Raw genomic sequence first — 25,328 nt, 5'->3', positions numbered from 1 at the left:
TTTCTTTTGTTCAATGAAAATGTTTGAGCTGTTTACGCAATTGTTGTACTTCATCAATCAAATCCAGCATGACAGCAACTGCTGATAAGCTCGCATCGAAATCACGTTGTAAGCGGTATGCTCGACGGGCACGGGCAACATCTTCACCGATGAATTGATAATTTTGCGGCTCAACTGTGATTTGCAAAATATCGTAATCAATCAATTTGAGTACCCATTCAGTACTTTGACCGCATGCTTCTGCGAAATGTTCAAGATCAAGTGCCAATTGTTCATCAACGATTTCAACTTGGCAATGACCGTCATATTGAATTTCTTTGTATTGAATAGTTGTCATGATCTTGCTCCTTATGAGGTACGAGCTTTGAATGAAGAGAACGCTTCAGCGAATTGTTGATAAGCCTGTTGTTCTTGTTCACTCTGTGCAGCTGGTAAAACAATATTAATGATCAAATAAAGGTTACCTGCGGTTTTGCTAGGAATTCCTTTGTCTTTTAGACGAAGTTGTTGACCATTTTTTGCATTTTTCGGTAAATTGACTTTGAGCTGACCCGCAGGGGTACTGACTTCAATGCTTTGACCTAAGCCCGCTTCCCAAGGTGCAACATCAATGGTTTGATAAACATCAGCTCCTTCGACGCGGATTCGGTCCGTATCTTTGTATTGAATCTCAATATATAAGTCGCCATTTTCACCGCCATTGATTCCACTTTGTCCTTGACCTGTGAGGCGAATTTGTTGACCTTCTTTCATCCCTTTAGGAATTTTGACTTCTAATGTCTTGCGCTGAATTTCAGGTTCGCCATAAACATTATAGGTTGGAATCTGTAAGGTAATTTGCTGTGTAGAACCTTGATAGGCGATACTTATATCCACTTGAATTGAGGCGTGTTGATCTTCACCCCGATAACTGCGTTGCTGACGTTGTGAACGTTGTTGACCGCCACCAAATCCAGCACCGAAGCGACCAAATAGATCTTCAAAACCGCTAAAGTCGGCACCATCGCCTGAGCTTTGACGATAAAATTGAGAGCCATCAAATCCACTGGCACCTTGGTTGAATCCACCTGTTCCTTGCCCAAAACCAGAAAAACCCTGTGGATGGTCAAGCATCTGGTCATATTCAGCTTTTTTATCAGCATTGCTTAGGGTGTCATAGGCGACATTGATTGCTTGCATCTTCTCTTCGGCATCTGCTTCTTTGCTGATGTCGGGATGATATTTGCGTGCGAGTTTGCGATAGGCTTTTTTGATTTCATCTGCTGAGGCATCGCGGGTCACGCCTAGTTCTTCGTAGTAATTCTTTGTCATTGCTTATCGTCATAATTTATTACTTTTCATTCTATTATTTGACGATTAAGGAGGAAAAAACAGAGGGGATGTGTGTTGATATTGTTTCAGCAAGAACCTTTATACTTCACAGCATAAAGGTTCTTCGAGCGATGTTAACTCAAATGCTCACCGAATAAGCCTAAAGCTTCTTCAGCAGTAAATTCATAACGTGTGTTACAGAATTGACAGTCCATTTGAATTGGGTTTTGTGCTTCAAGAGTTTCATGTACTGCATCAACCCCAATTTGAATCAATGCATTGGCACAACGTTCTTTTGAACAAGTACATCCAAACTTCAGAACTTCGGCTTCAGGTAAACGAACTTCCTCTTCATTGTACAAACGATAAAGAATTTCATTGGCTGACAGGTCGGTTAGCTCTTCAGGCTTTAAAGTCTCTGTGAGCATGGTTAAGCGAGGCCATAGATCTTCATCAACGAATTCTTGCTCTTCTTCATCATTGCGCGGAAGGAGTTGAATCAATAATCCACCTGAGCGTTTGCCGTTGGTTGCCAATACTAGATGAGTCGGAATTTGAGCTGACAAATCATAATATTGGGTCAAACAACCCGCCAAAGTTGGTTGGTCTAGAGGGACAATCCCTTGATAGCGTTCACCGTGTTCAGGCTCAATATTGATAAATAAAACAGGATTTGTTAATGCAGCGAGTACGGTACGGCTGTCTTGACCTTCTACAAATCGAGGATCATTTTCGTAATCTGCAAGTGCACGAACTTCGCCTAAATGGTTGCATTCAGCCATTGCCCATTTGAAAGTACCTGTTGCTTGAATTTGTAGACTGATACGCCCACGGATTTTCAAAGTACTCGCAAGTAATGCTGTTGCACTAAGCATTTCACCCAATAAGCTTTGTACAGCTGGCATATAGTTACGCTGGGCTAAAATGGTTTGAAGCGTTTCTTCTAAATGAACCACTTCACCACGAACAGGGCAGTCTTCGATATAAAAGCGTTGGCGTAAATCAGACATTTTTTTCTCCAGCTCCTCAAACGAGGAAAACAAAGCGATGCTTTGCTTTGAAAGCTTATAAGATGGTGAACGGTTATGCATTCAATAATGGTGTCATTTTATGAAAACTCAAGTTGTTCCATGCGATGAATTTGCATCACTTTGTTGATTTTGTTCATTGCTCATTCGATCAGTATTTAAAGTTTTTGTATTTTCAAATAAATATTCCAACTCTGCGATTACACTCGGATAAGCCTCAATTGAGTCAAAATCATCATCTGACTGATAGCGTAAATTAAATAATTGCTGATCTTGGTTTTGAAATTGCTCGATTTGGGCTTGAGCTTCTTCACTTGAAAGACCTGTCTCCGTCAAAGCCAGTTGCGCCATACTCAAGGATGATGCATAAGTTTCACGCCAAATATGTTGAATTCCCATGCCTTTTAATAAATGCGCATGATGACGGTCACGTGCCCGAACCAATAAGACTAAATCAGGATAGTTTAGACGGAGGTGACGTGCCAGATTCATGCTGTCTTCGACATCATCAATTGCAAGGATCAGCAATTTACAATATTCGATCCCTGCTGCTCGTAGGTTTTCGACCTGAGTGACATCTGCATCAAAAAAGCGATGTCCATATTGTTCAATAAAATCAGCATCGGGTTGATTGCTATCAATCACACTCAACTGTTGACCTTGTGCATGTAAGGCACGTGCAACCACTTGGCCAAAACGACCAAATCCAACAATCAAAATTGGATGCTGGGGAATATCTAGTGTCTGTGCTGCCATTTTCTTATGCAATATTGGTAGTCGTTTGTTATTCACCAACCAGAAAACTAGAGGCGTCAGAAGCATCGAACCCAAGATCACCCATAGCGCAGATTCAAAAATGGGTTGAGCAAGAATTTGTTCTGCAACAGCAATATTCAACAGGATAAAACTCAACTCGCCACTCTGAGCAAGGACGGTAGCAGAAAGGAGGCTAAGTTGTTGGCGACGATGTTGATAATAGCTGATTGCTGCGATGACCACAGTTTTGATCAACACCAAAACAAAGATTGATCCCAAAATCAAAAGTGGTGTTTCGAATAGGGGCTGTAATGAGAGATTTAAACCAATTGCAAGAAACAAGAGACCAAGCGCGGTATCTCGATACGGATAAACAATACGTTCAACTTCAGTGTTGAATTCAGTGTCTGCGAGTAATAATCCTGCTAAAAATACACCAATTAAGATATGAATATTTAAAATATCCATGATGACAATAATAGAAAGGATTGTTGTAAGCCCGAGTACAGGAATAAGTTCAATACTGTTGCGCTTGGCTAAATAGCGGAATGCAGGTCGTATCAGAAAACGGCTGGCTAAGAATAGCCCTGAAACTGTCGCAATGATGGCTGCAAAATATGCGATACCATGTCGTGTGGTCGCCGTATCGTCCCATAGAGGGAACAAGACAATAAATTGTATCGCTACAAATACTTGCATCTGTATAGCACTTAAAATGGATTGTCCAAGTGTGCTATTTGATTTTTGTTGGTAATGCAGTAATTGTTGAACCAAGGTTACAGCGGAAAGTGCTAGTGCTACACCAAGAACGATACTGCTGGCAAAATCATTAAAGAGGAAAAAACAAATACTGGTTAAAATCAAACTGATGGTCAGTAAACTTAAGCCACTGTTTTTTAAAATGGTATAGCGTTGTATCCACAGCTGGATTGGACGAAATGCTAAACCGAGAAAGAACATCAGCAATAGCATGCCTAATTCGGTAATTTGAGTAATAAATTGGGTATCTGTGATCAGTGCAAAGCCACTTGAGCCGAGTAAAAGCCCAGCAATTAGATAACCCAAAACAGTATTTGAGGTATATCGTTTTGTGAGTGGGACAATAATTAAAGCCGCAGTTAGTAAAAAAATGATGGATAGCAGTAAGGACATCTATTGCCTCAAATTTTTCTGTTTTGCATATGGAATTAGACTAACTAAACTCTTGTGGATCAACATCGATGGATAGCCTGAGTTGGTGCTGACGAGGTAAATGTACCACTTGTTGCCACCATTGGCGCAAATAAAAATGCAGTTTGGCGCGATCGGCCGACAAAATCACCATGTGGGCACGATAACGTCCAGCTTTACGTTCCATCGGTGCGGGAATTGGCCCCCAAATATCAACTAAATCGCCAGCCATTGTTCTCAGTTGTTGCGCAATATCCGCCAAAAAGTTCTGGCTATATTCTCGATCTTTCGATTCAACACGTACCAATACTGTATAACGATATGGAGGGAGCATTGCAAGTTTACGCTCAGCCAGCATTTGTTTAGCAACCGTACGATAGTCATGTTCAATTAATGTGGTGAGCATAGGATGATCAGGGCGAAGACTTTGTAAATAGACATTCCCTTTATGTTCGCCTCGTCCAGCGCGTCCGGCCACTTGTACTATTAATTGTGCGGTACGTTCAGGGGCGCGGATATCCACGCTCAGTAAACCAGCGTCAATATCTAAAATAGCCACCAAAGTTACATGTGGGAAATGATGTCCTTTAGCAAGCATTTGTGTGCCCAATAAAATACTCGGTTTATTTTGTTGGATACGGTCATAAATTTTCTGCCAACTTCCGACACGGCTGGTACTGTCACGATCAACTCGAATCACTTCATTGTGAGGAAATAACTCTTGTAAATGCTCTTCAAGCTTTGCCGTTCCAGCACCAATCGTTTTTAAACTTTGTTTTTGGCATGCCGGACAATGATCGGGGAGGCGATTGATGGTGCCGCAATGATGACAATGTAAATAGTGATAAGGCTGAGAATGAAGGGTGAAATGTGCATCACAATGGGGGCAATTGGCTTGCCAACCGCAACTTTCACACATCAGAATCGGTGCATAACCTCGACGGTTGAGAAAGATCAACACCTGTTCTTTGCGCTCTAAGGTGAGTTTGATCTGCTCAATTAAATTTTGGCTGATGCCATGCTTTTTCTTGGCAATTTTTAAATCAATCACATGCATTTTTGGCAGTACAGCAGCGCCTGCACGTTGATTGAGTTCCAGTAGATGTAGTTTGCCTGACTCGACCAGATGATAGCTATCGATACTCGGTGTTGCAGATCCAAGAATCACAGGACAATGTTGTAAGTATCCTCTGTAGAGTGCTACATCACGGGTATGATAACGAAAGCCTTCTTGCTGTTTATAAGAAAGATCATGTTCTTCATCGAGGATAATCAGTCCGAGATGAGGAAGCGGCGTGTAGATCGCAGAACGAGTCCCGATCACAATCGAAGCTTTTCCTGTTTGTGCGTGTTGCCATGCTTGTAAGCGCTTCGAGTCATTTAAACCTGAATGTAATAAAGCAATATCACAATGAAACCGTGATTTAAAGCGAGCGACAGTTTGAGGGGTAAGACCGATTTCCGGAACCAGTACCAACACCTGCTTACCCTGCTTTAATACTTCATGCATGACTTGCAGATAAACTTCAGTTTTGCCACTGCCTGTTAAGCCATCTAGTAAAAATGCTTGGTAATGATGTTGTGCCTTGAGAATTTGTTGAATCGCTGTTTTTTGATCCTCGTTGGCTGTGAGTGGTACCTGCGCCAATTGTACAGGCGAGGGGCTAAAATCATGCGGTTCAAGACAACATTCAACCAACCCTTTCTTTTCTAAAGCTTTGAGTGTTGCAGTTTCAACACCACTGAGGTTCAAGACATTTTCAGTTGTGCCATGAGGATGTATTTTTAAGATTTGATACGCATCATATTGTTTTTGAGAGCGCTTCAATAATGCATTCGGATCATCATTTGGCACGATTTTCCACAGATGAAATAAAATGTCTAATGCACGTCCTTGCCTGAGTAGTGTGGGGAGGGCACTTTGCATCACTTCGCCAATTGGGAATTGATAGTACTGGGCAGACCATGTCATCAAAGTTAAAACGTGTTGATCTAATATTGCTTCTTTATCAAGTAATTCAGTAATTGCTTTCAGTTTAAATTGACCTGTGAAAACTTGATTGGGATCAATTTTTTCAACAATGATGCCTACGAGATTTTGTCGTCCGAACGACACTGCAACACGCGCTCCAATCTGTGCTTGTTGATACTGTTCGGCACTGACCGTATAGTCAAACGTGTCATACACATATACAGGTATGGCAACTCGAATACGGTACAAAATGGCGTTAGAATTTTCGCTAGGCATATGGGTTTCATTCACGTGTAAAATGGCATGACTGTATGTCATATAATTATGCTAAAGTGCTGAGCGTTATGTATAAATGAATATGAATGATTCCAGCATATGGATGCAACAGTAACGACAACTATTTTGGGACAATTAGAACAGAACCATGCCAGCTTATCAATTTACTGCTATTGATGCTTCTGGAAAGCAACATAAAGGTGTGCTTGAAGGAGATTCTGCACGTCAAATTCGTCAACAGTTACGAGATAAAGCATGGACGCCAATCGCGGTCGATGCTGTTGAACAAAAAGACAAACAACAACAGCGCTCATGGTTTAGAAAAGGTTTTAGTGCTTATGATCTGGCTTTGATGACACGGCAACTTTCTGTTTTAGTGGCGGCGGGTATTCCATTAGAAGAGGCATTGCGTGCGGTTAGCAAACAGAGTGAAAAATCACATGTCCAAAATCTATTGATCTCAGTGCGCTCAAAGGTGTTAGAAGGGCATTCGCTGGCACAAGGGATGCAGCAATCAGGTCGTTTTCCTGAGCTGTATATTGCCACGGTCGCCGCTGGTGAGCGATCAGGGCATTTGGATCTGATTTTAGATCAGCTTTCAGATTACACTGAAAATCGTTTTGCCATGCAAAAGAAAATTCAGGGTGCAATGATTTACCCAATTATCTTGATGCTGATGTCCTTTGCAATTGTTATGGGACTGATGACCTATGTTGTACCCGAAATTGTGAAAACATTTGAGCAAAGTAAAGAAGCCTTGCCGTGGATTACCGTTGCCCTGATGAAAGCCAGTGCTTTTATTAAACAGACATGGGTGGCAATGTTGATCATTGGGTTTATTGCTGTGGTTCTATTTACCCGTTTCTTAAGAACGACAGCAGGTCATTATGCATTTGACCGATTAACGCTCAGATTGCCACTATTTGGTAAACTTTCACGTGGTATAAATGCAGCACGTTTTGCCAGTACTCTGTCTATTTTGACGCGTTCTGGTGTTCCTCTGGTTGAGGCTTTACGTATTGGCGCAGAGGTGAGTAATAACTGGGTAATTCGTGATGCAATTACTGTGGCGATGGAACGTGTCACCGAAGGGGGGAATCTAGCAACACAACTGGAGCGTTGCGGCTATTTCCCACCAATGATGGTACAAATGATTCGCAGTGGCGAAGCTTCTGGTGAATTAGACCGGATGTTAGATCGAGCATCGACCATGCAAGATCGAGAGGTCACCACATTTATCTCCACCTTGTTGGCATTACTTGAACCTTTAATGTTGATTTTTATGGCAGCAATTGTGTTGGTGATTGTGATCGCGGTAATGTTGCCAATTATTAATATGAACAATATGATCTAATGAGTGACATGAAAGAGATGAATATGAATAATTCAATGAATAAGCACAATGTTGAACAAAGCTTGAATACTTGCACTCAAAGCATAGAGGCGCGGTCGAGCGTTGTTCGAATGAAGCGTGCCCACTCCGAGCATAGCTCTCCATCTTGCACTCGGACAAAGTTGCACTTTGTTAACCCTCGTTCAGGATTTACGCTCATCGAAGTGATGGTTGTTATTGTCATTCTTGGTGTACTTGCTGCGTTGATCGTTCCGAATGTGATGGGGCGTGGTGAAAAAGCAAAAGTGGATACCACACAAATTACTTTAAAAGGCGTGGCTGGAGCATTAGATCAATATAAACTGGACAATGGTCGTTACCCATCAATGCAAGATGGTGGTTTAGATGCTTTAGTGAATCAGCCTGCATCTGCAAAAAATTGGTTGCCTGGTGGTTATGTGAAAGGTGGTTATCCAAAAGACAGTTGGGAAAATGATTTACAGTACGTCATTCCAGGTCGTGATGGTCGACCATTTGATTTATATTCATTTGGTGCAGATGGTAAAGAAGGTGGGGAAGGCAACGATGCCGATATTTATTATCAACCATAATTTTTGATTAAAAATATCACTTCATTCTTAATTTAAATTAATAAAGAGTGAAGTGATAATGTTTCTTAATAATAAAATTAACTTTAAGTTTTTGAAATAAAAAGAGTTGATAAAATATTTTAGATTTGAGATTTATAATAAGAATTGTTCCCATATTTAATGGTTACAAGAAAAAAGAAATAAGCATAAAAATAGACTTTTTCTTTAGATCAAAGCTTTGCATAATAAATTTAGATCATTGAATTGACGTGTGGAGATAACAGATGAAAGCATTTTTTGTGTTGGATGAACTGAATCAGTTTCATTGGGCAATGCTGAAATCTGTATTGCTTATTTTAACTTTATTACCGATTAGTCAAGGGGCTTTGACTTTATGGCAAACAACTGAAGGCAGTAGCCAAATTATGATTGGCTTTTTTGCACTGAGTATGTTGAGTGCATGGTTTGTCTTATGTTTTTTAAGTGCTTTGAAAACCAGTGTTTGGCATCATGCAGATTTGATTTCTAAATACGAGCAATTTTTATTTAAAACATATCGCTATGTTCCCATGCTATTTTTGTCTAGTTTAGTCGCGTATTTATCTTTGCAATTGTCGTTGGTACTTTAACTCTCATTCGAGCTTTTACATCGTCTATTTTTTCTGAGGCAAATACAAAAGCTATTCGTAATGATGTAAATATTTTTGGGTCAAAAAAAGAGCGTTTTATTGTAAAACGCTCTTTTTCATATTATCGACGTGATTTGAAAGAAACATCGACCTTACGTGGACGATACATCCAGCCTACAATTAATAAAAGTAATGAGAAGATAAGGATTGGATAATCACTTAAACGACTATATAAGGTTTGCCCTTGCATAGCAGGTAATTCCCCACGTAATACTGCCTCTTCATCGATAGGTGCTTGTTTAACAATATGTCCATGATGATCGATAAATGCAGTCACACCAGTATTGGTTGCACGAATAAACCAACGTCCATTTTCTTTGGCACGCATTTGAACCATTTGTAAATGCTGCCAAGGGCCTGCTGTACCTGTAAACCATGCATCATTCGAAACCGTAATGAGAAAGTCACTATTGAGTGCATTCCGACGGGTTAGATTTGGATAGGCAACTTCATAGCAAATCGCTGCTGCTAAAGCATGACCTTTAACCATCAATGGTTTTTGATTGGCTTCGCCACGAGAAAATCCTGCCATACTGACATCATTTTGCATGGCTGGCAGCACCCACTTCAACATTCCTGATAGTGGAATGTATTCGCCAAAAGGAACTAAACGTTGTTTCTTGTATAAACCAGAAGAGTCACTGCCAGAAGCCATAATACTGTTATAGTACAGTGGTTCACCAACTTGTTGTGATCTCTGAATATCCCAGTATGGTATGCCTGTAACCCAAGCCGTGTCGGTCTTTTTGGCTTGGACAGCCATCGCCTTTAGAAAATCAGGAATATCAGTTTGAAACAAAGGAATCGAGGATTCAGGCCAAACGATGAGGTCTTGTCCCCATTCTTTGCGTGATAAGTTTGCATAAATTTCGAGGGTTTTAATCTGATATTCAGTCAACCACTTGAGATCTTGGGGAATATTCCCTTGAAGTAAAGAAACCTTGAGTGGTTTTTCGTCTTTAGGTTGAACAAATTGAATAAGCCCTGCACCCCATGCACCGATCAATAAGAGTGCAGACGGAATCGCCCAAAACCAGCGTCGATTCAGAATTTCCACCAGCGCGCAAGCAAGTACAATCACCACAAATGAGACGGCATAGATACCAAATAATGGGGCATAGCCATCTAGGAAGCGTTCAGTGAAGGCATAACCAGTAAATAACCACGGAAAACCAGTGAACACCCAAGTTTTGGTCCATTCAAACAAAACCCAAAGTGGGGCAAAGGTCAGAGGTGTTTCTGGGAAAAAGCGACGATATAGCCATGTTTGCAGGGCAGTAAATAGCCCCATTAACAATGCCATGATGCTGATCATTAAGACACTGAGAACTGCATTGGTATCGCCGTAGACATGAATGGACGTATAGAGCCAAAAAGCGCCTACAAACCATAGCCCAAAACCATAGGCCCAGCCTAATATGAAGGCTTGTTTAGGGTTTCGTTGTCTCAAAGTCGCATATAACAATGCAGGCGATAGAATCGCAAGCCACCAAAAATAATAGGGTGCTAGTGCCAAACTAAAGATCGCACCTGAAATGAGAGCAATCAATAAAGGAATAATAAAAGGCAACTGTTTTTGATTGTTGGCAGGGCTTAACAGCTTGTCAAAAAAGTTTCTCATTGACGGACTGCTCGAATCAGGTGAATTGTACGTGCATCTGCTTCAATAATGGTAAATTGCCATGTTCCAAGCTCGATGGTTTGACCTTGTAAATCACTGACAAGACCAATTTCTTGGAGTAATAGTCCACCCATAGTTTCAACTTCATCATCAGAAAAGTCTGCATTGAGCACCGTATTGAAATGTTCAATTGGGGTTAATGCTTGCACAATCCATGTATTTGAAGTCGTAGGATCATTATCTGGAACGATAAATAATGCTTCTTCATCAGCAATATCATGCTCGTCTTCAATTTCACCCACAATTTCTTCGAGAATGTCTTCAAGCGTGACTAAACCAGAAGTTGATCCATACTCATCAATTACAATAGCGATATGCGTTTGTGTATTTTTAAGCATCCGCAAAACTTGATCGGAACGTGCACTCTCAGGAACAAATAAAGGTTGTCGCATTAAAGCACGAATATCTACTTTAGCATTACGATCTGTTAAGAACGGTAAAAGATCTTTAGCTAACAGAATTCCAACTACATTATCCCCTTGTTCCGATGAAAAAACTGGAAAGCGAGAATGCGCTGAGTCGATAAGAACATCTAAGATATCGAGTAACTGGTCATCTTCCTGCAAGCTAATAATCGCTGTACGAGGGGTCATGACTTCTCGAATCTTTGTTGCTGGCAGATCGAGAACACCCTCAAGCATAGCAACAGTATCTGGCTCTAAAAAGCGACGGGAGTCTTGAACTAACTTGAGTAATTCATCGCGGGTTTCGGGTGCGGTTCCTAACCATTTTCTTAAGCCACGCATACCCCACGACGGACTGGATTCCTCGATCATGATCTTTCCTAAAGACTCTCTATATCAATTAGATGATTTTCATCATACCGAAGATAAAGCCGATATGCATCAATAAAACGATGCAAGAAATGTACAGTTTTTCAAAATGCTGTTGATGATTTTTAGAAGTTCACTTTATGGTAAAATGTGAATATGAAAATATTTGAGCTTTATCATGTCTGAACAATCAAAACTTGCTACTGTTCAACTCAATACTAGAGGGTTACGTTGCCCTGAGCCTGTGATGATGTTGCATCAAGCGATCCGTAGAGCAAAGTCAGGTGATATTGTTGAGGTGTTTGCAACCGATCCTTCAACCTCATGGGATATTCCAAAGTTTTGTATGCATCTTGGACATGAATTATTACTCAAAGAAGAAAGTTTGGATGAAAATAGCAATACTGAATATCGTTATTTGGTGCAAAAGGGCTAATTCGCTTTTCAAGGATATCGAACGCCCTTGTTATGGGAGTTCGATGCGCAATAAGATTGGCAACAGAACTTATTGTTTACGATAAATTTTTTGTATCAGGTGATTCAACCAATAATCTAGACTGACATAGCGACCACCACCTAGAACGAGTAACGCAAGTAACATCACAAAATAGGTCACTGCAAACTCAATTCCGTTATTTAAAATCACAAATGAACCACTCGATGTGAGCCAGTCATAGTTGCCATAGGCACTTAAAATCTCTCTTGCTTTCTCTAATTTTTCTGCGGAATCCATCACTTGCATATTTGCAAAAGGAGCATTGGGATCAGCAATCGCTTGCCAGCCATTAGGTAAATGCACGGTAAATATCGCGACGAGCATAGTGATCATCAGTGGAATACTAATCAGCCGAGTTGCCAATCCAAGTGCTAATAAAATTGCACCACCCAGCTCAGCAGAGGTTGCTAGTGTCGCCATCAGTGTTGGAAAGGGTAATCCTAAGCCCCAGTCAGGATTGCCAAACCATTCAACGGTATCTGCAAAATGAGCAAGTTTATTTGAACCTGCCATCCAAAACACTGGAATCAGAAACAGTCTTAAGGAAAGTGCTGCAATTCCATCGAAATGTTTTAGATATGAACAAAAATTCTGATAGCGTAATAATAAAGGATAAATAAGTTTATTCATGAGGATTTCACACCGACTCGTATTGAATAATGTTTAGTCGTTTGAATTTTTGATTTCTTACACAAAAAAAACCTAAATTTGACTGTAATAATTTGATTGTTCGTACGTCTAATTTTATGTACCTAGTACAAAAGCAATATTTACTTAAAAGGAACTTCACAATGAATAAATTAAACTCAATGACTTCGGTTGCCGCTTTAGTTGCATTATCTATGGTTGGTGCAGCAACTCAAGTTTCGGCAGCATCGACGACGACTGAAACACATGTGACTAAAACTGCAGATGCAAAATGTGGTGAAGCGAAATGTGGTTCAGATAAAGCGAAAAAACAACACAAAACGACCGATGCAAAATGCGGTGCAGATAAAAAAGCTGCGGATGCTAAATGCGGTGCAGACAAAAAAATGGCAGATGCAAAATGTGGTGCAGACAAAAAAGTGGCTGATGGGAAGTGTGGCGCTCACTAAGCCTTATGCAGACGGTTGATGACAGCATCTAAAAAGATGGCTGTCATTCACCAAAAGGATTCTTTATGGATGCAATCACAAGTGTTGGTCTTGGTCTAAGACGAGATTTTATCGAGGCTTTTTTAGGTGCGACTCACCATCCTGATTTTATTGAAGTTGCTCCAGAAAATTGGATGGGCTTTGGTGGTCGACATGCCAAAATTCTAGCTCAGTGTGTAGAAAAATCTCCATTGATTTGTCACGGACTCTCTTTGTCCGTTGGTGGTCCTCATCCCTTAAATATTGATTTTATTCACCAAATCAAGAAATTCTTAGATGCTTATCAAGTCGAGATTTATTCGGAACATCTGAGTTATACCAATGATGGTGGTTATCTATACGATCTCTTGCCTATCCCAATGACTGAAGCTGCTGTGAAGTATGTAGTGGAACGGATTTCTCAAGTTCAAGATATTTTAGGGCGCAGATTAGTATTGGAAAATGTTTCTACTTATCTTATGCCGAATGCTGAAATGTCCGAGGCAGACTTTGTTCGTGAAGTAATCACCCAAGCAGATTGCGAATTGCTGTTGGACGTGAATAACGTTTATGTAAATAGTATCAACCACCAAGCAGATGCTTATGCTTTCATTGAAGCGATGCCGAAACAACGTATTCGTTATTTGCATATTGCAGGGCATGAACAGGTGAGTACAGATTTACTCATTGATACTCATGGTGCGGAAGTCTGTGATCCTGTTTGGGCATTGTTGGAATACACTTATCAAGTTTGTGGTGTGAAACCAACGTTATTAGAGCGCGATTTTAATATCCCTACATGGCAGCAACTTCAGAATGAATTGAATAAGATTCGGCAGTTACAGCATCAATATTCAAATCAACGCACACGAATCCCAATGAGCCCGAATTTGGTCGATGGGGTGAAAGTATGAATATGAATGAGCATAGTTTTCAGCAGACCCAACATGATTTTTGTGACTGGCTGCGTGATCCTAATTCAGCAAAATCAGTGCCTTTTGCTTTGGATCGTATGCAAGTTTATCGAGAACTGTTGTTCAACAATGTTTGCTCGTTCATCAATTTGGTTTATCCGGTGGCTCGATCTTTATTACCTGAGCAGCAATGGCAACAGTTACTGACGGTTTTTTTTAGAGAATCTCAGAATCAATCACCGTTCTATAATGATATTTCGCTGCAATTCAGAGAGTTTCTCACAGAAAAGCAGCATCCTATTTTAGTTGAATATCCGTGGCTTGCTGAGCTGTTGCAATACGAATGGCTTGAACTGTATTTAGATACACTTGAAATTGATGACGTCACTTTGAATGCTGAATTGAATTGGCAGCTGACTACACAAGTTTGGGTGTTAGTGTATCAATATCCTGTTTATCAATGGTCAATCAATCAAATAAACAAAGATCCTGCTCCAAGTGCCATTATGGTTTGGCGAAACAAACAGGATCGGGTTTGTGTTGAAATACTTACACCATTATCCGCTTATCTAATTGAGCAATTAGCACAACAACCATTGCCTCGAATAGCACTTGCTGAATTTATCCAGCAAATAATTCCAGATCTATCGGTCAGTGAAGTGAATACTCAACTGGATGAACTTGCAGAAGATTTGATCCGTTTAGAATTGTTATACAAACCAGACTAGCACAGTGAGAAACGCGATGCCTGAAATGACAACATCGAATGCTAATGCATCTCAGCAACTGTATAACGATGATTTTTTGTCGGAATTACGGCAACAAATGATGAAATTTGCAGTAGTGCAACTCTCTTCATTTCATCAAGCTGAGGATGTTGTGCAAGAAGCTTTAGTCAGTGCTTTACAACATTCAGGCTCTTTTTCTGGTCGATCAGCATTTAAAACATGGGTATTCGCTATTTTAAAAAATAAAATTGTTGATCTGATTCGTCAGAAGCAACGTTTAGTCAGTATGTCTGAATTGTTTGATACGGAAGAAAACGAGCGAAGCGTGGATGAGTTGTTTGATGCTTCAGGGCATTGGCAAAAATCAGAAAGACCAAAAGCATGGTTAAATCCTGAGGAAATGATGGAGCAGCAAGATTTTTGGATGATTTTTGACGCCTGTTTGAATCATCTACCAGCGAAGTATGCACAGGTGTTTATGTTGCGGGAAATGATTGAACTGAGTTCTGATGAAATCTGCGAAAAATTAGAATTAAGCATCTCAAACTTGAATGTTTTAATGTATCGCAGTCGAGTAAGACTACGTGAATGCTTAGAAAATAAATGGTTACTACAGGGGGATTGTTCATGTTGACGTGCCGACAAGCGACCCAATTGCTTTCAGAAAAACAAGATCGAACTCTGAACTTCAAAGAACTGAGTGCTTTACAGTTTCATGTGATGATGTGTAGTTCGTGTCGGCGTTTCGGTAAGCAAATGAACAACTTAAGTTTGTTATCGAAACAATATAAAAAGTTTGATGAAGGGCAGAAAGATTAAATTAAAAAAGCCTCATATTTTATGAGGCTTTCTTGGCTTAGTTTGCGCTAAAAACTCAATTTCAGCGCAAATTAAAAATTACATATTCGGGTAGTTTGGACCACCGCCACCTTCAGGTGTTACCCAAGTGATGTTTTGTGAAGGGTCTTTGATATCACAAGTCTTACAGTGAACACAGTTCGCTGCATTGATTTGGAAACGCTTCGAGCCGTCATCATTTTCCATGACTTCATAAACACCTGCAGGGCAGTAACGTTGAGCAGGTTCGTCCCACTTCGGTAAGTTAACCTGAATTGGCGTTTCAGGATTAGTTAACTTTAAGTGAGCAGGTTGGTTTTCTTCGTGTACTGTATTTGATACGAATACTGAAGATAAACGGTCAAACGTTAACTTACCATCTGGTTTTGGATAGTTTGGTTTGAACGTCGATGCATCAACAGTCTTCAGTGCAGCAAAGTCCTGTTTTAAATCATGCAATGTGAATGGTACTTTAAAGATATTTTGATCGATAAAGTTAAACGCACCGCCAATCCACGTACCAAATTTATGCATTGCAGGACCGAAGTTACGCGCTTTATATAACTCTTCTTTTAACCAAGAATTGTTATATTTTTCAGTATAAGCAACCAATTCTTTTTCGAAGTGGTCTTCACCCTCAGTAACGCGTGCAATCGCAAGGTCACCACCTTTTGCAACACCCGCAGCGATTGCTTCAAATACTGCTTCACCGCACAACATACCTGATTTCATTGCGGTATGTGAGCCTTTGATTTTTGAGAAATTCAAGAACCCAGCATCATCACCGATCAAGCAGCCGCCTGGGAAAGTGAGTTTAGGTAAAGAGTTGAAACCACCTTTTACAACCGCACGCGCGCCGTAAGAGATACGTTTACCACCTTCAAGGAATTGTTTAATCGTTGGGTGTGTTTTCCAACGTTGCATTTCCATGAATGGATACATATGTGGGTTTTCGTAAGATAAGTCTACGATCATACCCAAAGTCACTTGGTTGTTTTCAGCGTGATATAACCACCAACCACCTGCAGAACCTGTCTCAGACAATGGCCAACCTGCACCGTGCATCACAAGACCAGGTTTGTGTTTCGCTGGATCGATTTCCCAAAGCTCTTTGATCCCGATACCGTAATGTTGTGGATCAGCATCACGATCAAGTGCAAAGCCAGCAATCAAGCGTTTACCTAGATGTCCACGGCAACCTTCTGCAAATAAAGTATATTTAGCATGCAATTCGTAGCCTGGTGCAAAGTTATGCGTTGGTTGACCATCTTTACCAATACCCATATCACCAGTTTGAATCCCTTTTACAGTACCATCTTCATGGTAAAGGATTTCTGATGCGGCGAAGCCAGGGAAGATTGATACTTCTAATTCTTCTGCTTTTTGACCTAACCAACGAACCACGTTACCTAAAGAGATAACATAGTTGCCTTCGTTATGCATTGATTTTGGTACCATCCAATACGGCATTTTTTGTGCTTTCGTATCAGACAATAAGAAATAAGTTTCGTCTTCAGTAACAGGTACATTGAGCGGTGCACCTTCTTCTTTCCAATTCGGAAAGAGTTCATTCATGGCACGTGGTTCAAGTACAGCACCAGATAGGATATGCGCACCTACTTCAGAGCCTTTTTCAACAACACACACAGAAAGGTCAGGTAGGTTGTTTTCAATCGCTAGTTGACGAATTTTAATCGCAGCAGATAAACCCGCAGGGCCCGCGCCTACGATCACTACGTCAAACTCCATCGCTTCACGTTCGATGTGTTCCATGTAGGACTCCTCATATTTTATAGGGTGGCAACCGTAATGATGTAATTCGGTGCTGCCATGAGTATTCTCAATTACCAAACACAAATGCGACTAGTGTGCTTGCAAGTATTTGGGATAGTATAGTTTTAAACCTTGATCCCGCCAATTGGCTGAGCGGTCATATTTTTTCGTCAGCAAGGCATAAACTATGATAAATGAAAATGATTCTTCACAGAATACAGGAAAAATCGTGTTTTCTGATGATAAAAACTTAATGAACATTGCACAATACTTAAAAGATGTACAGCAAAGTCACAAAAGGTCAATTCCTCCGTTAGAGCAGTGGCATCCAAAGCATTGTGGCAAAATGGATTTGAAGATAAAAGCCAACGGTGAGTGGTGGCACGAAGGTCAATTGATCAAGCGACAGTCGCTACTTGACCTATTCAGTAGAGTACTCTGGAAAGAGGATGGAAAATTTTATTTAAAAACCCCTGTTGAGCAGATTGAAATTGAAGTTGAAGATGAGCCACTTTTGATTAACCAAGCTGATCAGGTCGAGATTGAAGGGAAGACCTATTTACAGCTTACAACAACCAATCAAGATGTGGTGATTGTGGATGAACAGCATCCTATTTTTATGCGTGAGTTTGCGGGTGAATTACGCCCTTATGTTCATGTGCGATTTGGAATGAATGCATTAATTCAACGGCAAAGTTTTTATCATCTCGTTAACTATGGCAACTTGTCTGAAAATCAGCAAGGCGACACAGTTTTGACATTAAAAAGTGGTGATTTGGTCTTGCATTTAAGCACCTGAGGTTTAAGCTTGAAAGAGCAAATAAACCAATGTTCGTGTGTATGACAGCAGTGCAATTCTTAACCCAATTACTTGACCCAATGCCGCAAGCATCTCCAGATGCACCGATTGGTATTTTTGATTCAGGGATCGGTGGTTTATCGATTGCACAAGAAATTGCTCTGCATCTACCCAATGAGCGTATTCTTTATTATGCAGATACAGCACATGTACCGTATGGGGCGCGTTCAGATCAAGAGATACGGAATTTAACCGCACAAGCAATCGAATGGCTTTATCGGCAGGGATGTAAAGTTGCTGTGGTCGCATGTAATACGGCATCTGCTTTTAGTTTGGATTATTTGCGTGATTATTATGGCGAACGCTTTCCTATTGTTGGGTTGGTTCCAGCATTAAAACCTGCCGTACTTCAGACGCAAACCAAGGTTGTTGCTGTATTGGCAACACCTGCGACTTTTCGTGGGCAGTTGATTAAAGATGTTATGTTGAAATTTGCTGAACCTGCGGGGGTGAAAGTACTCACGGTGACCAATTTGGCATTGGTGCCTTTTGTTGAAGCGGGTGAGCAAATGAGTGAGGCATGTAAAGCAGTCTTGCAAGAAATTTTACAACCTGTGATAGAGCAAGGCGCTGATTTTCTAGTCCTTGGATGTACTCATTATCCATTCCTTAAACCCGCAATTCGTCAGGTTTTTGATGAAAAGTTAAAATTAATTGATTCTGGACAAGCAGTTGCGAGACAAACAGCATATATTTTAATTAAAAATGGGTTATTATCTGACAAAATACGTCATGATGTTTCACGTATTGAATGTTTTGTTAGTGGTAACAATGCTGCACTACTAAAACCTGTACTTCAGCAACTTATACCTACACAATTAACATGGACGATTCATAATTTGGGCGATGAAATACGTGCATAAACGTAATTAATCGAACCCTCTTTCATAGTTTATCGGGGTTGTCTTTTAAATAAAAATCAAGATTAGAACTTGATACTATTTGATAAATAAATTGGGGCTTCGCCTATGCAAGATACTCGTTATCAGGTTTTTATTTCTACCTCTGGCAATGAAATGCAACCAGAGCGAGCGGTTTTAGCGCAAACTTTGGTTGGTATGGGCTTTTTCTCTTGGGGATTGGAACAGCGCACGCCTTTAAGTACATCGATTGCTCGCCGTCAGATTGATGATTGTGATTATGTGGTCATTTTATTAGGCAGTCAGTATGGTGAACAGTCTGTTTCAGGTGTCGGCTATATGCATCTGGAATATATTTATGCAATGACTAAACAAAAACCTGTGATTGTATTTATGCATGAAGATCCAGAATCTCGTGATGATAAATTACACGATCATAAACCAGAGCTTAAAGAAAAATTTAAAGAATTTAGAAAGCAGTTACAACACGAGGTGGATCAAGTTTTCTGTTATCGTACCTTGAGAGATTTAGAACTTGCAGTTCGTTCAAGTATGCCGCAGATGTTAGAACGGTATCCTGTGGTGGGTTGGGTGCGTCCCCAAAATACACAAGTGTTACGTGATGAGATAGATAACTTACGTGCCAAAGTTAAACAGCTTGAAGCAGAATTAGGGAGTCGAGAAGCTGACCCTCTGACCAGTACAGCTAAAGTTTCAATGTATGAACTTTATTCTTTTGAATATCGTATGCATGCTTATCAAGATGGCAACTTTAAAGAAGTTAAACCGCACCGCAAGATGACTTGGGCTCAGTTACTGCATGTACTTGGTTCGACTTTCGTGATACCTACACCAGAAGAATATTTTTCGAAGCGTATGAATGAATATTTGAATGAGACGGGTTTGGATGATGCACGCATAGAAATGCCAAGAGCTCATGCGGTATCTCGTGCACAAGTGAATATTCGTGCTTTACATGAAATCAAATTACAAATGCGTCAGAATGAATGGATCGTGCCTACAGGTCGTGATGATCGTCAACGTATGCTTTGGCAGCTGACAGCTAAAGGGCAGAAGCTTTTAGAAAGTAATGTTTTAGATAATCATCGGGTTTTTCAGTTTAAGACGATGCATTAATTCAATTTAAAAAAAGATACGAAAACTGCTAAAGTAATTGAATAAATTCAGTTAGAGCGGATGCGATCTATGTCAGTGACACCAAAACCAAAAGTGACTGTGGTTCTGGCAAATTTAGGTACGCCAGATCAAGCAACTGTGCCTGCGGTTCGTCGTTTTCTTAAGCAATTTTTATCTGATACACGTGTTATTGAAATTCCAAAATTGCTTTGGTGGGTGATTCTGAATTTATTTGTGTTGCCCTTCCGCCCGAAACGTGTTGCAGAAGCTTATGCTTCGGTTTGGTCAAATGACTCTCCAATGCGTGAAATCGTACTTGAACAAACGCGCTTGATCAAACAACGTTTAGAAGATGAAAATCATCATTTTGATCTGACCGTTGTTCCTGCGATGACTTATGGGCAACCCAGCATATATGGGGTTTTGTCCCAACTTGAAAAATCACCACAAGAACATGTGATTCTGTTACCTCTGTTTCCGCAATATTCCGCAACTTCTACGGCACCGCTTTATGATGCCTTTGCTAAATGGATTCCAACACAACGTCATTTACCTGGTATTACCATCATAAAGGACTATTACCAACATCCGATGTTCATTCAGGCGCTGGCAGATAGCGTTTTGAACTATCAATCACAGCACGGTAAGGCTGAGAAGTTGTTGATGTCTTTTCATGGGATTCCGCAACCTTACGCAGATAAAGGTGATCCTTATGCAGATCGTTGTCGGGTGACTGCACGTTTAGTCGCTGAGGCATTGCATTTAAATGAAGATGAATGGGCAATTAGTTTCCAATCCCGCTTTGGCAAGCAAGAATGGGTGAAACCATATACCGATGTACTGCTTGAGCAATGGGGGAAAGCTGGTGTGAAATCGGTGCAGGTATTAAGTCCTGCATTTTCAGCAGATTGCTTGGAAACGTTGGAAGAATTAGCGATACAAAACAAAGAAATCTTTCAACATGCGGGTGGGGGCGATTATGCTTACATACCTGCATTGAACACTGATCAAGCGCATATAGATTTGCTTGCGAGTTTGGTTCAGGCTAATCTTGATGGCTTAACTCATACCTTAGCCCACCGTTAACTGCGTTTTAGCCAGAGGTTTTTATGCTGCAAGTCAAAATTGTTCCTGTTACAGCCTTCGCCCAGAATTGTTCCATCTTATGGGATAGTGAGACCAAAGAAGCGATTTTGATTGATGCGGGCGGCGATGCGGCTGTACTTAAAAAAGAAGTCGAGGATCTAGGCTTAAAGGTAAAAGCTTTATGGCTTACGCATGGCCACCTTGATCATGCTGGTGCGGTGGGTGAGCTTGCTGAAACGTGGAAAATTCCAGTGATTGGCCCACACAAAGAAGATCAGTTCTGGTTAGACATGATTCAAGAAGTCTCAGCACGTTATGGTTTTCCAATTCCTCAGCCTGTCAAAGTCGATCAATGGTTAGAGGGGGGAGAGGTGTTGACGCTAGGTGACGATGAGTTTGAAGTCCGTTTTGCGCCAGGGCATACACCCGGTCATGTGATGTTCTATAACAAGAAACATGGTTTGCTTTGGACTGGAGATGTTCTGTTTAAAGGTTCAATCGGACGTACTGATTTTCCAAGAGGAAATCATCAACAACTCTTAGATTCGATTCAAGGTGAGTGCTTTAGCTTACCTGATGAGACTCAATTTATTTCAGGTCATGGTCCAATCAGTACCATTGGATATGAAAAACAATTCAACCCTTTTGTGGCGAGTAAAGCAGGTTAATGGGTTGAAATATGCTTCTGTACTGCTTGTATACAGAAGCACGTTGAGCCAATCAAATTGTTTCCAGCCATTTTTGGTTGGCGAGACTTAGATCGAAATTCAAACTATTACAAATGCTTTGTAAATCAAAAGAGGCTTTGTCTTCTGGAATTTGAATCACTATTGGTAAACGTGTAATGCCATTGTCACCTGTTGGGAAAGCATAGTGGCGCTCTTTATGATTGATTGAAATTAGTGATTCGAATTCTAGATAAACGATGAGTGATGGAAAACGTCGTTGCATCCGAATAATTTCTTGATGAGCATTTTTTTTAATCTGAACCGTTTTTTCTTTTAACTTGATAATATTATCTTTAATTTTCTGTGGCTTATTTAGGAGTTTGTTGAAAAATGAAACGCTTTGTTTTAACTGGCGTTGGTTTTCTTTAAGTTCAGAAAATGTCTCTTTGTATTCTTGAAGGGAATTAAGACTAAGATCCTTTAAAATATTGGTTGGTTCTAACGCTTCAGCATGATGTTGTTTCCAATCCTCATAAGAAAATACCGTGAAAATATCAGCATGTCTCTTTTGTAATAGCGCAGCATAAGATTTTAGTCTTGCGATGAATAAATGGACTTGTTTATTGAAGATAATGGAAGGTTGAGATTGAAATTCAATGAAATGTCGAATTAAATCATCCAGTATTTGTTTAATATTGATATATAAATAATGACACTCATCAGTGTGATGCACAGAATGTTTTAATGCATCTGCAATGGGTTCAAGTACATGATTAGATAGTTTTTGCTCAAAATCGATGAGTCTTTGTTCTACTAACTTTTCAATAAAAATGCCTCGTGGATTGAGCGGCGCCATAAGAAAAGGAATCAGTTCTTTGTGACAATATAATTCGATATTACTCACGATATCAGATACATATTGGTTCACTTGTGTATCAATAGTAATGATGTGATTGATCTGCCATTCAAATTGTTGCTGATGGATAGGATCATCTATTTGTTCAAGTACTAGGATTGCTGCATTGATATAGATATTTTCACAGGCTTCCAATTTTTCTTCTTGTAAGAATCGTCGAATTGAAAACGTATTTACCATCCCTTCTGAGCTTGGAGCAAGTGCAAAAATATATTTGGATGTTTTTACAATATCGAGCTGTCTAGTTTTCTGTTGTTTATAAAGGAAATATTTAAGGAGATGGTTCTTTTCTTCTCTGAGTTGTTGCGAACGTAGGATATTAAAACTGTATTTCAAAAGTTGTTGTTTTAAGAATACTTCAGTAATAAAAGTTTTGATTACATCATTATTAATGTGACGGTGATTATTCGGTAAGGCAATATGATCCTTTTCAAGAATGATTTGTGCTGCTGCATAAATAAACTCTTTTAGAATCTGTTGTTTTTGTGCTTGCAGCTCAAGATCATCCTCAGCATCAATTTGATTGATTTGGCTCAAAATATTTTCTAAATAATCAGATATTTGATAGATCTCATTATAGGTTTTCAATTTATCTAATGAGTCCGCAATTTGTTTGATTAAAATTTTGGTATAGGGAGAGAGCGTTTTTTCAATCAGTGAGTGAAAGTCATGTTGAGCAAGGTAGCAGAACGTATTCTCTTTTCTATTCCAGTGAATTTTTTTTTGCTGCAGAATATGTTGGCAAATTGTCTCACGCTGATGGGGCTGGATGCCTGCAAATAAGTGTTGCAAAGTGATTTGCCAATTTTGATCCAAATTTGGATCAACCTGAGTCACCAATAATTTGAGAGGGTATGGAATATCATTATTCATTTTAACATCCTGTTGAATTGAAATACTTTTTATTAAGGCTGATCGAAAATAATGATGATTGAATCAGCTAAGCCTTTTTTGGTTGTTATGCTTGATCTAAAGCGTACTTACAAAAATGATTGTTCGATTAAGGTTTGCACAACATCAAGGAAAAGTAAATTAGCGTGATGTAAGTCACATATTTTAAATGTGTAAATCTTTATTAAAATTGAGCTGTAATTGGTTTTTTTTGATGAATGCTAAAAGAGTGCTCTACGAAATACTAAAATTTAGACAAAAATCACAATTATCGAACAATATCTTCAGTGGATACGGTCTACAAAGCTGAGTTTTTTATTTAGAATGAATTTTTGAATGCTTTATTTAAGTTGAATCAGGCGTTTTATCTCAGAAGATAAATGCTGATTGGAGACGATTTTATGCAATGGACTAAACCCGCTTTTACTGATGTTCGGATTGGTTTTGAAGTGACAATGTACTTTGAAGCACGTTAATTCTTCATATCCTCATTTCGCATAAGCCCTAGTTATTTCTAGGGCTTATCTCTTTCTAATAAGAACTTCATTTTTATGCATATTTATATTTTAGGTTCAGCTGCTGGGGGAGGATTTCCTCAGTGGAATTGTAATTGTCCTAACTGTCATGGTGTACGTACAGGCACGATGAATGCCAAAGCTCGCACACAATCTTCGATTGCGATTTCTGAAAATGGAATGGATTGGGTTTTACTCAATGCTTCCCCAGATATTCGCCAGCAATTGTTTGATTTCAAGGCTGCACAACCTGCTCGACAGTTAAGAGATACAGGGATTCGCAGTGTTATCTTAATGGATAGCCAACTTGACCATACCACAGGGCTGTTGACTCTACGTGAAGGTTGCCCAATGGATGTCTGGTGTACTGACATGGTCTATCAAGATCTCACCACAGGTTTTCCAGTATTCAATATGCTGAAACACTGGAATGGTGGTCTTCAGTATCATCCTATTGATCCTAAAAAAGCGTTTAAAATTGATGGCTTTGGTCGTTTGGAGTTTATCCCTTTTATTATCCAAAGTGCTGCACCGCCATATTCACCTCATCGCCACGATCCGCATGAAGGTGACAACATTGCCTTAATCATCAAAGATCATAAAACACAGAAACAGTTGTTCTATGCACCAGGGCTTGGAAAGATTGATGATCACGTTATGCAGATTATGCAAAATTCTGACTGTGTCATGATTGATGGCACACTCTGGACAGATGATGAAATGCAGCAAACCGGTGTAGGTAAAAAAACTGGTCGTGAAATGGGGCATTTACATATTAGTGGTGAAGGTGGTTCGCTGTCTTATTTAAACCAACTCAGTACACTGAAGAAAGTACTGATTCATATTAACAACACCAATCCGATTTTAAATGAAGACTCTGCTCAATTTGCTGAACTAAAAGCAAATGGTATAGAGGTTGCCTATGATGGCATGCAGATTGAACTCTAAGGTGAA

The 25,328-nt window shown here is 39.9% G+C and carries 26 protein-coding genes; 16 read left to right on the top strand and 10 right to left on the bottom strand.

From position 1 onward, the window contains the following. Positions 1 to 10 precede the first annotated feature (10 nt). The 5 genes from F2A31_RS13825 to F2A31_RS13805 all read right to left on the bottom strand — a co-directional run bounded on the left by F2A31_RS13825 (position 11) and on the right by F2A31_RS13805 (position 6,513). The gene (locus F2A31_RS13825; protein WP_004637727.1) at positions 11 to 337 is read right to left on the bottom strand and encodes a chaperone modulator CbpM; all 327 of its coding nucleotides are present in this window, start codon (positions 335 to 337) and stop codon (positions 11 to 13) included. Between the two features lie 11 nt (positions 338 to 348). Further along, positions 349 to 1,311: a DnaJ C-terminal domain-containing protein gene (locus tag F2A31_RS13820; RefSeq protein WP_150026991.1), complete on the bottom strand. Its 963-nt coding sequence runs from the start codon at positions 1,309 to 1,311 to the stop codon at positions 349 to 351. A 134-nt stretch (positions 1,312 to 1,445) separates the two neighbouring features. Continuing rightward, complete coding sequence (hslO, locus tag F2A31_RS13815) at positions 1,446 to 2,321, bottom strand: Hsp33 family molecular chaperone HslO (RefSeq protein WP_075316287.1); 876 nt, start codon at positions 2,319 to 2,321, stop codon at positions 1,446 to 1,448. A gap of 108 nt (positions 2,322 to 2,429) precedes the next feature. Next, positions 2,430 to 4,247, bottom strand: coding sequence for a cation:proton antiporter domain-containing protein (locus F2A31_RS13810; RefSeq protein ID WP_150026990.1), 1,818 nt, complete (start codon positions 4,245 to 4,247; stop codon positions 2,430 to 2,432). 40 nt (positions 4,248 to 4,287) lie between these two features. After that, on the bottom strand, positions 4,288 to 6,513 hold the full coding sequence (locus F2A31_RS13805; protein ID WP_150026988.1) for a primosomal protein N': 2,226 nt from the start codon (positions 6,511 to 6,513) through the stop codon (positions 4,288 to 4,290). Positions 6,514 to 6,661: 148 nt separating this feature from the next. Here F2A31_RS13805 and gspF point away from each other — a divergent pair, with 148 nt between their 5' ends. The 3 genes from gspF to F2A31_RS13790 all read left to right on the top strand — a co-directional run bounded on the left by gspF (position 6,662) and on the right by F2A31_RS13790 (position 9,065). Then, positions 6,662 to 7,867, top strand: coding sequence for a type II secretion system inner membrane protein GspF (gene gspF / locus F2A31_RS13800; protein ID WP_150026986.1), 1,206 nt, complete (start codon positions 6,662 to 6,664; stop codon positions 7,865 to 7,867). Continuing rightward, positions 7,867 to 8,457 carry a type II secretion system major pseudopilin GspG gene (gene gspG / locus F2A31_RS13795; RefSeq protein WP_150026984.1) on the top strand — a complete coding sequence of 197 codons (591 nt, stop codon included), beginning with the start codon at positions 7,867 to 7,869 and terminating at the stop codon, positions 8,455 to 8,457. The genes gspF and gspG overlap by 1 nt, the downstream gene beginning before the upstream one ends. A gap of 263 nt (positions 8,458 to 8,720) precedes the next feature. Next, positions 8,721 to 9,065: a hypothetical protein gene (locus tag F2A31_RS13790; RefSeq protein WP_150026982.1), complete on the top strand. Its 345-nt coding sequence runs from the start codon at positions 8,721 to 8,723 to the stop codon at positions 9,063 to 9,065. 121 nt (positions 9,066 to 9,186) lie between these two features. On the opposite strand, the gene lnt is transcribed toward F2A31_RS13790, so the two are convergent. Further along, a complete protein-coding gene (lnt, locus tag F2A31_RS13785; protein ID WP_150026980.1) occupies positions 9,187 to 10,746 on the bottom strand; it encodes an apolipoprotein N-acyltransferase in 1,560 nt (519 codons plus the stop codon). Next, a complete protein-coding gene (locus F2A31_RS13780) occupies positions 10,743 to 11,582 on the bottom strand; it encodes an HlyC/CorC family transporter (RefSeq protein ID WP_150026977.1) in 840 nt (279 codons plus the stop codon). Before F2A31_RS13780 ends, lnt begins: the two co-directional genes overlap by 4 nt. A 175-nt stretch (positions 11,583 to 11,757) precedes the next feature. On the opposite strand from F2A31_RS13780, the gene tusA reads away from it, so the two are divergent. Next, positions 11,758 to 12,015, top strand: coding sequence for a sulfurtransferase TusA (gene tusA, locus F2A31_RS13775; protein ID WP_004637738.1), 258 nt, complete (start codon positions 11,758 to 11,760; stop codon positions 12,013 to 12,015). Between the two features lie 69 nt (positions 12,016 to 12,084). On the opposite strand, the gene F2A31_RS13770 is transcribed toward tusA, so the two are convergent. Further along, complete coding sequence (locus F2A31_RS13770) at positions 12,085 to 12,705, bottom strand: HvfX family Cu-binding RiPP maturation protein (RefSeq protein WP_017395246.1); 621 nt, start codon at positions 12,703 to 12,705, stop codon at positions 12,085 to 12,087. 161 nt (positions 12,706 to 12,866) lie between these two features. Between F2A31_RS13770 and F2A31_RS13765 the strand changes: the two genes are divergently transcribed. The 5 genes from F2A31_RS13765 (at position 12,867) to F2A31_RS13745 (ending at position 15,651) form a co-directional block, all read left to right on the top strand. Beyond that, positions 12,867 to 13,172: an HvfA family oxazolone/thioamide-modified RiPP metallophore gene (locus tag F2A31_RS13765; RefSeq protein WP_004916729.1), complete on the top strand. Its 306-nt coding sequence runs from the start codon at positions 12,867 to 12,869 to the stop codon at positions 13,170 to 13,172. 65 nt (positions 13,173 to 13,237) lie between these two features. Next, complete coding sequence (locus F2A31_RS13760; protein ID WP_150026975.1) at positions 13,238 to 14,104, top strand: HvfB family MNIO-type RiPP peptide maturase; 867 nt, start codon at positions 13,238 to 13,240, stop codon at positions 14,102 to 14,104. Then, the gene (locus F2A31_RS13755) at positions 14,101 to 14,832 is read left to right on the top strand and encodes an HvfC family RiPP maturation protein (protein ID WP_150026973.1); all 732 of its coding nucleotides are present in this window, start codon (positions 14,101 to 14,103) and stop codon (positions 14,830 to 14,832) included. Before F2A31_RS13760 ends, F2A31_RS13755 begins: the two co-directional genes overlap by 4 nt. 16 nt (positions 14,833 to 14,848) lie before the next feature. After that, on the top strand, positions 14,849 to 15,466 hold the full coding sequence (locus tag F2A31_RS13750; RefSeq protein WP_005083760.1) for an RNA polymerase factor sigma-70: 618 nt from the start codon (positions 14,849 to 14,851) through the stop codon (positions 15,464 to 15,466). After that, positions 15,460 to 15,651 (top strand): zf-HC2 domain-containing protein, encoded by a 192-nt coding sequence (locus F2A31_RS13745; RefSeq protein WP_150026971.1) that lies wholly within the window; start codon positions 15,460 to 15,462, stop codon positions 15,649 to 15,651. Before F2A31_RS13750 ends, F2A31_RS13745 begins: the two co-directional genes overlap by 7 nt. A gap of 78 nt (positions 15,652 to 15,729) precedes the next feature. On the opposite strand, the gene F2A31_RS13740 is transcribed toward F2A31_RS13745, so the two are convergent. Then, positions 15,730 to 17,442: an electron transfer flavoprotein-ubiquinone oxidoreductase gene (locus tag F2A31_RS13740; RefSeq protein ID WP_004637739.1), complete on the bottom strand. Its 1,713-nt coding sequence runs from the start codon at positions 17,440 to 17,442 to the stop codon at positions 15,730 to 15,732. 187 nt (positions 17,443 to 17,629) lie between these two features. Between F2A31_RS13740 and F2A31_RS13735 the strand changes: the two genes are divergently transcribed. The 5 genes from F2A31_RS13735 to F2A31_RS13715 all read left to right on the top strand — a co-directional run bounded on the left by F2A31_RS13735 (position 17,630) and on the right by F2A31_RS13715 (position 22,052). Further along, a complete protein-coding gene (locus tag F2A31_RS13735; protein WP_150026969.1) occupies positions 17,630 to 18,241 on the top strand; it encodes a DUF1285 domain-containing protein in 612 nt (203 codons plus the stop codon). Between the two features lie 41 nt (positions 18,242 to 18,282). After that, the gene (gene murI, locus F2A31_RS13730; protein ID WP_150026967.1) at positions 18,283 to 19,164 is read left to right on the top strand and encodes a glutamate racemase; all 882 of its coding nucleotides are present in this window, start codon (positions 18,283 to 18,285) and stop codon (positions 19,162 to 19,164) included. Positions 19,165 to 19,269: 105 nt separating this feature from the next. Continuing rightward, positions 19,270 to 20,298, top strand: a complete 1,029-nt coding sequence (locus F2A31_RS13725) for a DUF4062 domain-containing protein (protein ID WP_150026965.1) — start codon at positions 19,270 to 19,272, stop codon at positions 20,296 to 20,298. 69 nt (positions 20,299 to 20,367) lie between these two features. Continuing rightward, positions 20,368 to 21,384 carry a ferrochelatase gene (hemH, locus tag F2A31_RS13720; protein ID WP_150026963.1) on the top strand — a complete coding sequence of 339 codons (1,017 nt, stop codon included), beginning with the start codon at positions 20,368 to 20,370 and terminating at the stop codon, positions 21,382 to 21,384. A gap of 23 nt (positions 21,385 to 21,407) precedes the next feature. Next, the gene (locus tag F2A31_RS13715) at positions 21,408 to 22,052 is read left to right on the top strand and encodes an MBL fold metallo-hydrolase (RefSeq protein ID WP_150026962.1); all 645 of its coding nucleotides are present in this window, start codon (positions 21,408 to 21,410) and stop codon (positions 22,050 to 22,052) included. Positions 22,053 to 22,104: 52 nt separating this feature from the next. On the opposite strand, the gene F2A31_RS13710 is transcribed toward F2A31_RS13715, so the two are convergent. Further along, the gene (locus F2A31_RS13710; protein ID WP_150026959.1) at positions 22,105 to 23,841 is read right to left on the bottom strand and encodes a hypothetical protein; all 1,737 of its coding nucleotides are present in this window, start codon (positions 23,839 to 23,841) and stop codon (positions 22,105 to 22,107) included. 419 nt (positions 23,842 to 24,260) lie between these two features. On the opposite strand from F2A31_RS13710, the gene pqqA reads away from it, so the two are divergent. Together pqqA and pqqB are read left to right on the top strand one after the other, a co-directional pair. Next, positions 24,261 to 24,335: a pyrroloquinoline quinone precursor peptide PqqA gene (pqqA, locus tag F2A31_RS13705; protein ID WP_075316535.1), complete on the top strand. Its 75-nt coding sequence runs from the start codon at positions 24,261 to 24,263 to the stop codon at positions 24,333 to 24,335. A gap of 75 nt (positions 24,336 to 24,410) precedes the next feature. Beyond that, entirely contained in the window at positions 24,411 to 25,322 is a 912-nt protein-coding gene (gene pqqB, locus F2A31_RS13700; protein WP_150026957.1) for a pyrroloquinoline quinone biosynthesis protein PqqB, read from the top strand. Positions 25,323 to 25,328 lie beyond the last annotated feature (6 nt).

This window comes from Acinetobacter suaedae (assembly GCF_008630915.1).
GTDB classification, from domain to species: Bacteria; Pseudomonadota; Gammaproteobacteria; order Pseudomonadales; family Moraxellaceae; genus Acinetobacter; species Acinetobacter suaedae.
The sequence above is the reverse complement of the archived record's forward strand: the minus strand, read 5'-3'. Positions and strand labels throughout refer to the sequence as shown.

Coding starts and splice junctions, on each gene's coding strand:
- F2A31_RS13825 (WP_004637727.1), bottom strand. CDS start 337: ATGACAACTATTCAATACAAAGAAATTCAATATGACGGTCATTGCCAA.
- F2A31_RS13820 (WP_150026991.1), bottom strand. CDS start 1,311: ATGACAAAGAATTACTACGAAGAACTAGGCGTGACCCGCGATGCCTCA.
- hslO (WP_075316287.1), bottom strand. CDS start 2,321: ATGTCTGATTTACGCCAACGCTTTTATATCGAAGACTGCCCTGTTCGT.
- F2A31_RS13810 (WP_150026990.1), bottom strand. CDS start 4,247: ATGTCCTTACTGCTATCCATCATTTTTTTACTAACTGCGGCTTTAATT.
- F2A31_RS13805 (WP_150026988.1), bottom strand. CDS start 6,513: ATGCCTAGCGAAAATTCTAACGCCATTTTGTACCGTATTCGAGTTGCC.
- gspF (WP_150026986.1), top strand. CDS start 6,662: ATGCCAGCTTATCAATTTACTGCTATTGATGCTTCTGGAAAGCAACAT.
- gspG (WP_150026984.1), top strand. CDS start 7,867: ATGAGTGACATGAAAGAGATGAATATGAATAATTCAATGAATAAGCAC.
- F2A31_RS13790 (WP_150026982.1), top strand. CDS start 8,721: ATGAAAGCATTTTTTGTGTTGGATGAACTGAATCAGTTTCATTGGGCA.
- lnt (WP_150026980.1), bottom strand. CDS start 10,746: ATGAGAAACTTTTTTGACAAGCTGTTAAGCCCTGCCAACAATCAAAAA.
- F2A31_RS13780 (WP_150026977.1), bottom strand. CDS start 11,582: ATGATCGAGGAATCCAGTCCGTCGTGGGGTATGCGTGGCTTAAGAAAA.
- tusA (WP_004637738.1), top strand. CDS start 11,758: ATGTCTGAACAATCAAAACTTGCTACTGTTCAACTCAATACTAGAGGG.
- F2A31_RS13770 (WP_017395246.1), bottom strand. CDS start 12,705: ATGAATAAACTTATTTATCCTTTATTATTACGCTATCAGAATTTTTGT.
- F2A31_RS13765 (WP_004916729.1), top strand. CDS start 12,867: ATGAATAAATTAAACTCAATGACTTCGGTTGCCGCTTTAGTTGCATTA.
- F2A31_RS13760 (WP_150026975.1), top strand. CDS start 13,238: ATGGATGCAATCACAAGTGTTGGTCTTGGTCTAAGACGAGATTTTATC.
- F2A31_RS13755 (WP_150026973.1), top strand. CDS start 14,101: ATGAATATGAATGAGCATAGTTTTCAGCAGACCCAACATGATTTTTGT.
- F2A31_RS13750 (WP_005083760.1), top strand. CDS start 14,849: ATGCCTGAAATGACAACATCGAATGCTAATGCATCTCAGCAACTGTAT.
- F2A31_RS13745 (WP_150026971.1), top strand. CDS start 15,460: ATGTTGACGTGCCGACAAGCGACCCAATTGCTTTCAGAAAAACAAGAT.
- F2A31_RS13740 (WP_004637739.1), bottom strand. CDS start 17,442: ATGGAACACATCGAACGTGAAGCGATGGAGTTTGACGTAGTGATCGTA.
- F2A31_RS13735 (WP_150026969.1), top strand. CDS start 17,630: ATGATAAATGAAAATGATTCTTCACAGAATACAGGAAAAATCGTGTTT.
- murI (WP_150026967.1), top strand. CDS start 18,283: ATGACAGCAGTGCAATTCTTAACCCAATTACTTGACCCAATGCCGCAA.
- F2A31_RS13725 (WP_150026965.1), top strand. CDS start 19,270: ATGCAAGATACTCGTTATCAGGTTTTTATTTCTACCTCTGGCAATGAA.
- hemH (WP_150026963.1), top strand. CDS start 20,368: ATGTCAGTGACACCAAAACCAAAAGTGACTGTGGTTCTGGCAAATTTA.
- F2A31_RS13715 (WP_150026962.1), top strand. CDS start 21,408: ATGCTGCAAGTCAAAATTGTTCCTGTTACAGCCTTCGCCCAGAATTGT.
- F2A31_RS13710 (WP_150026959.1), bottom strand. CDS start 23,841: ATGAATAATGATATTCCATACCCTCTCAAATTATTGGTGACTCAGGTT.
- pqqB (WP_150026957.1), top strand. CDS start 24,411: ATGCATATTTATATTTTAGGTTCAGCTGCTGGGGGAGGATTTCCTCAG.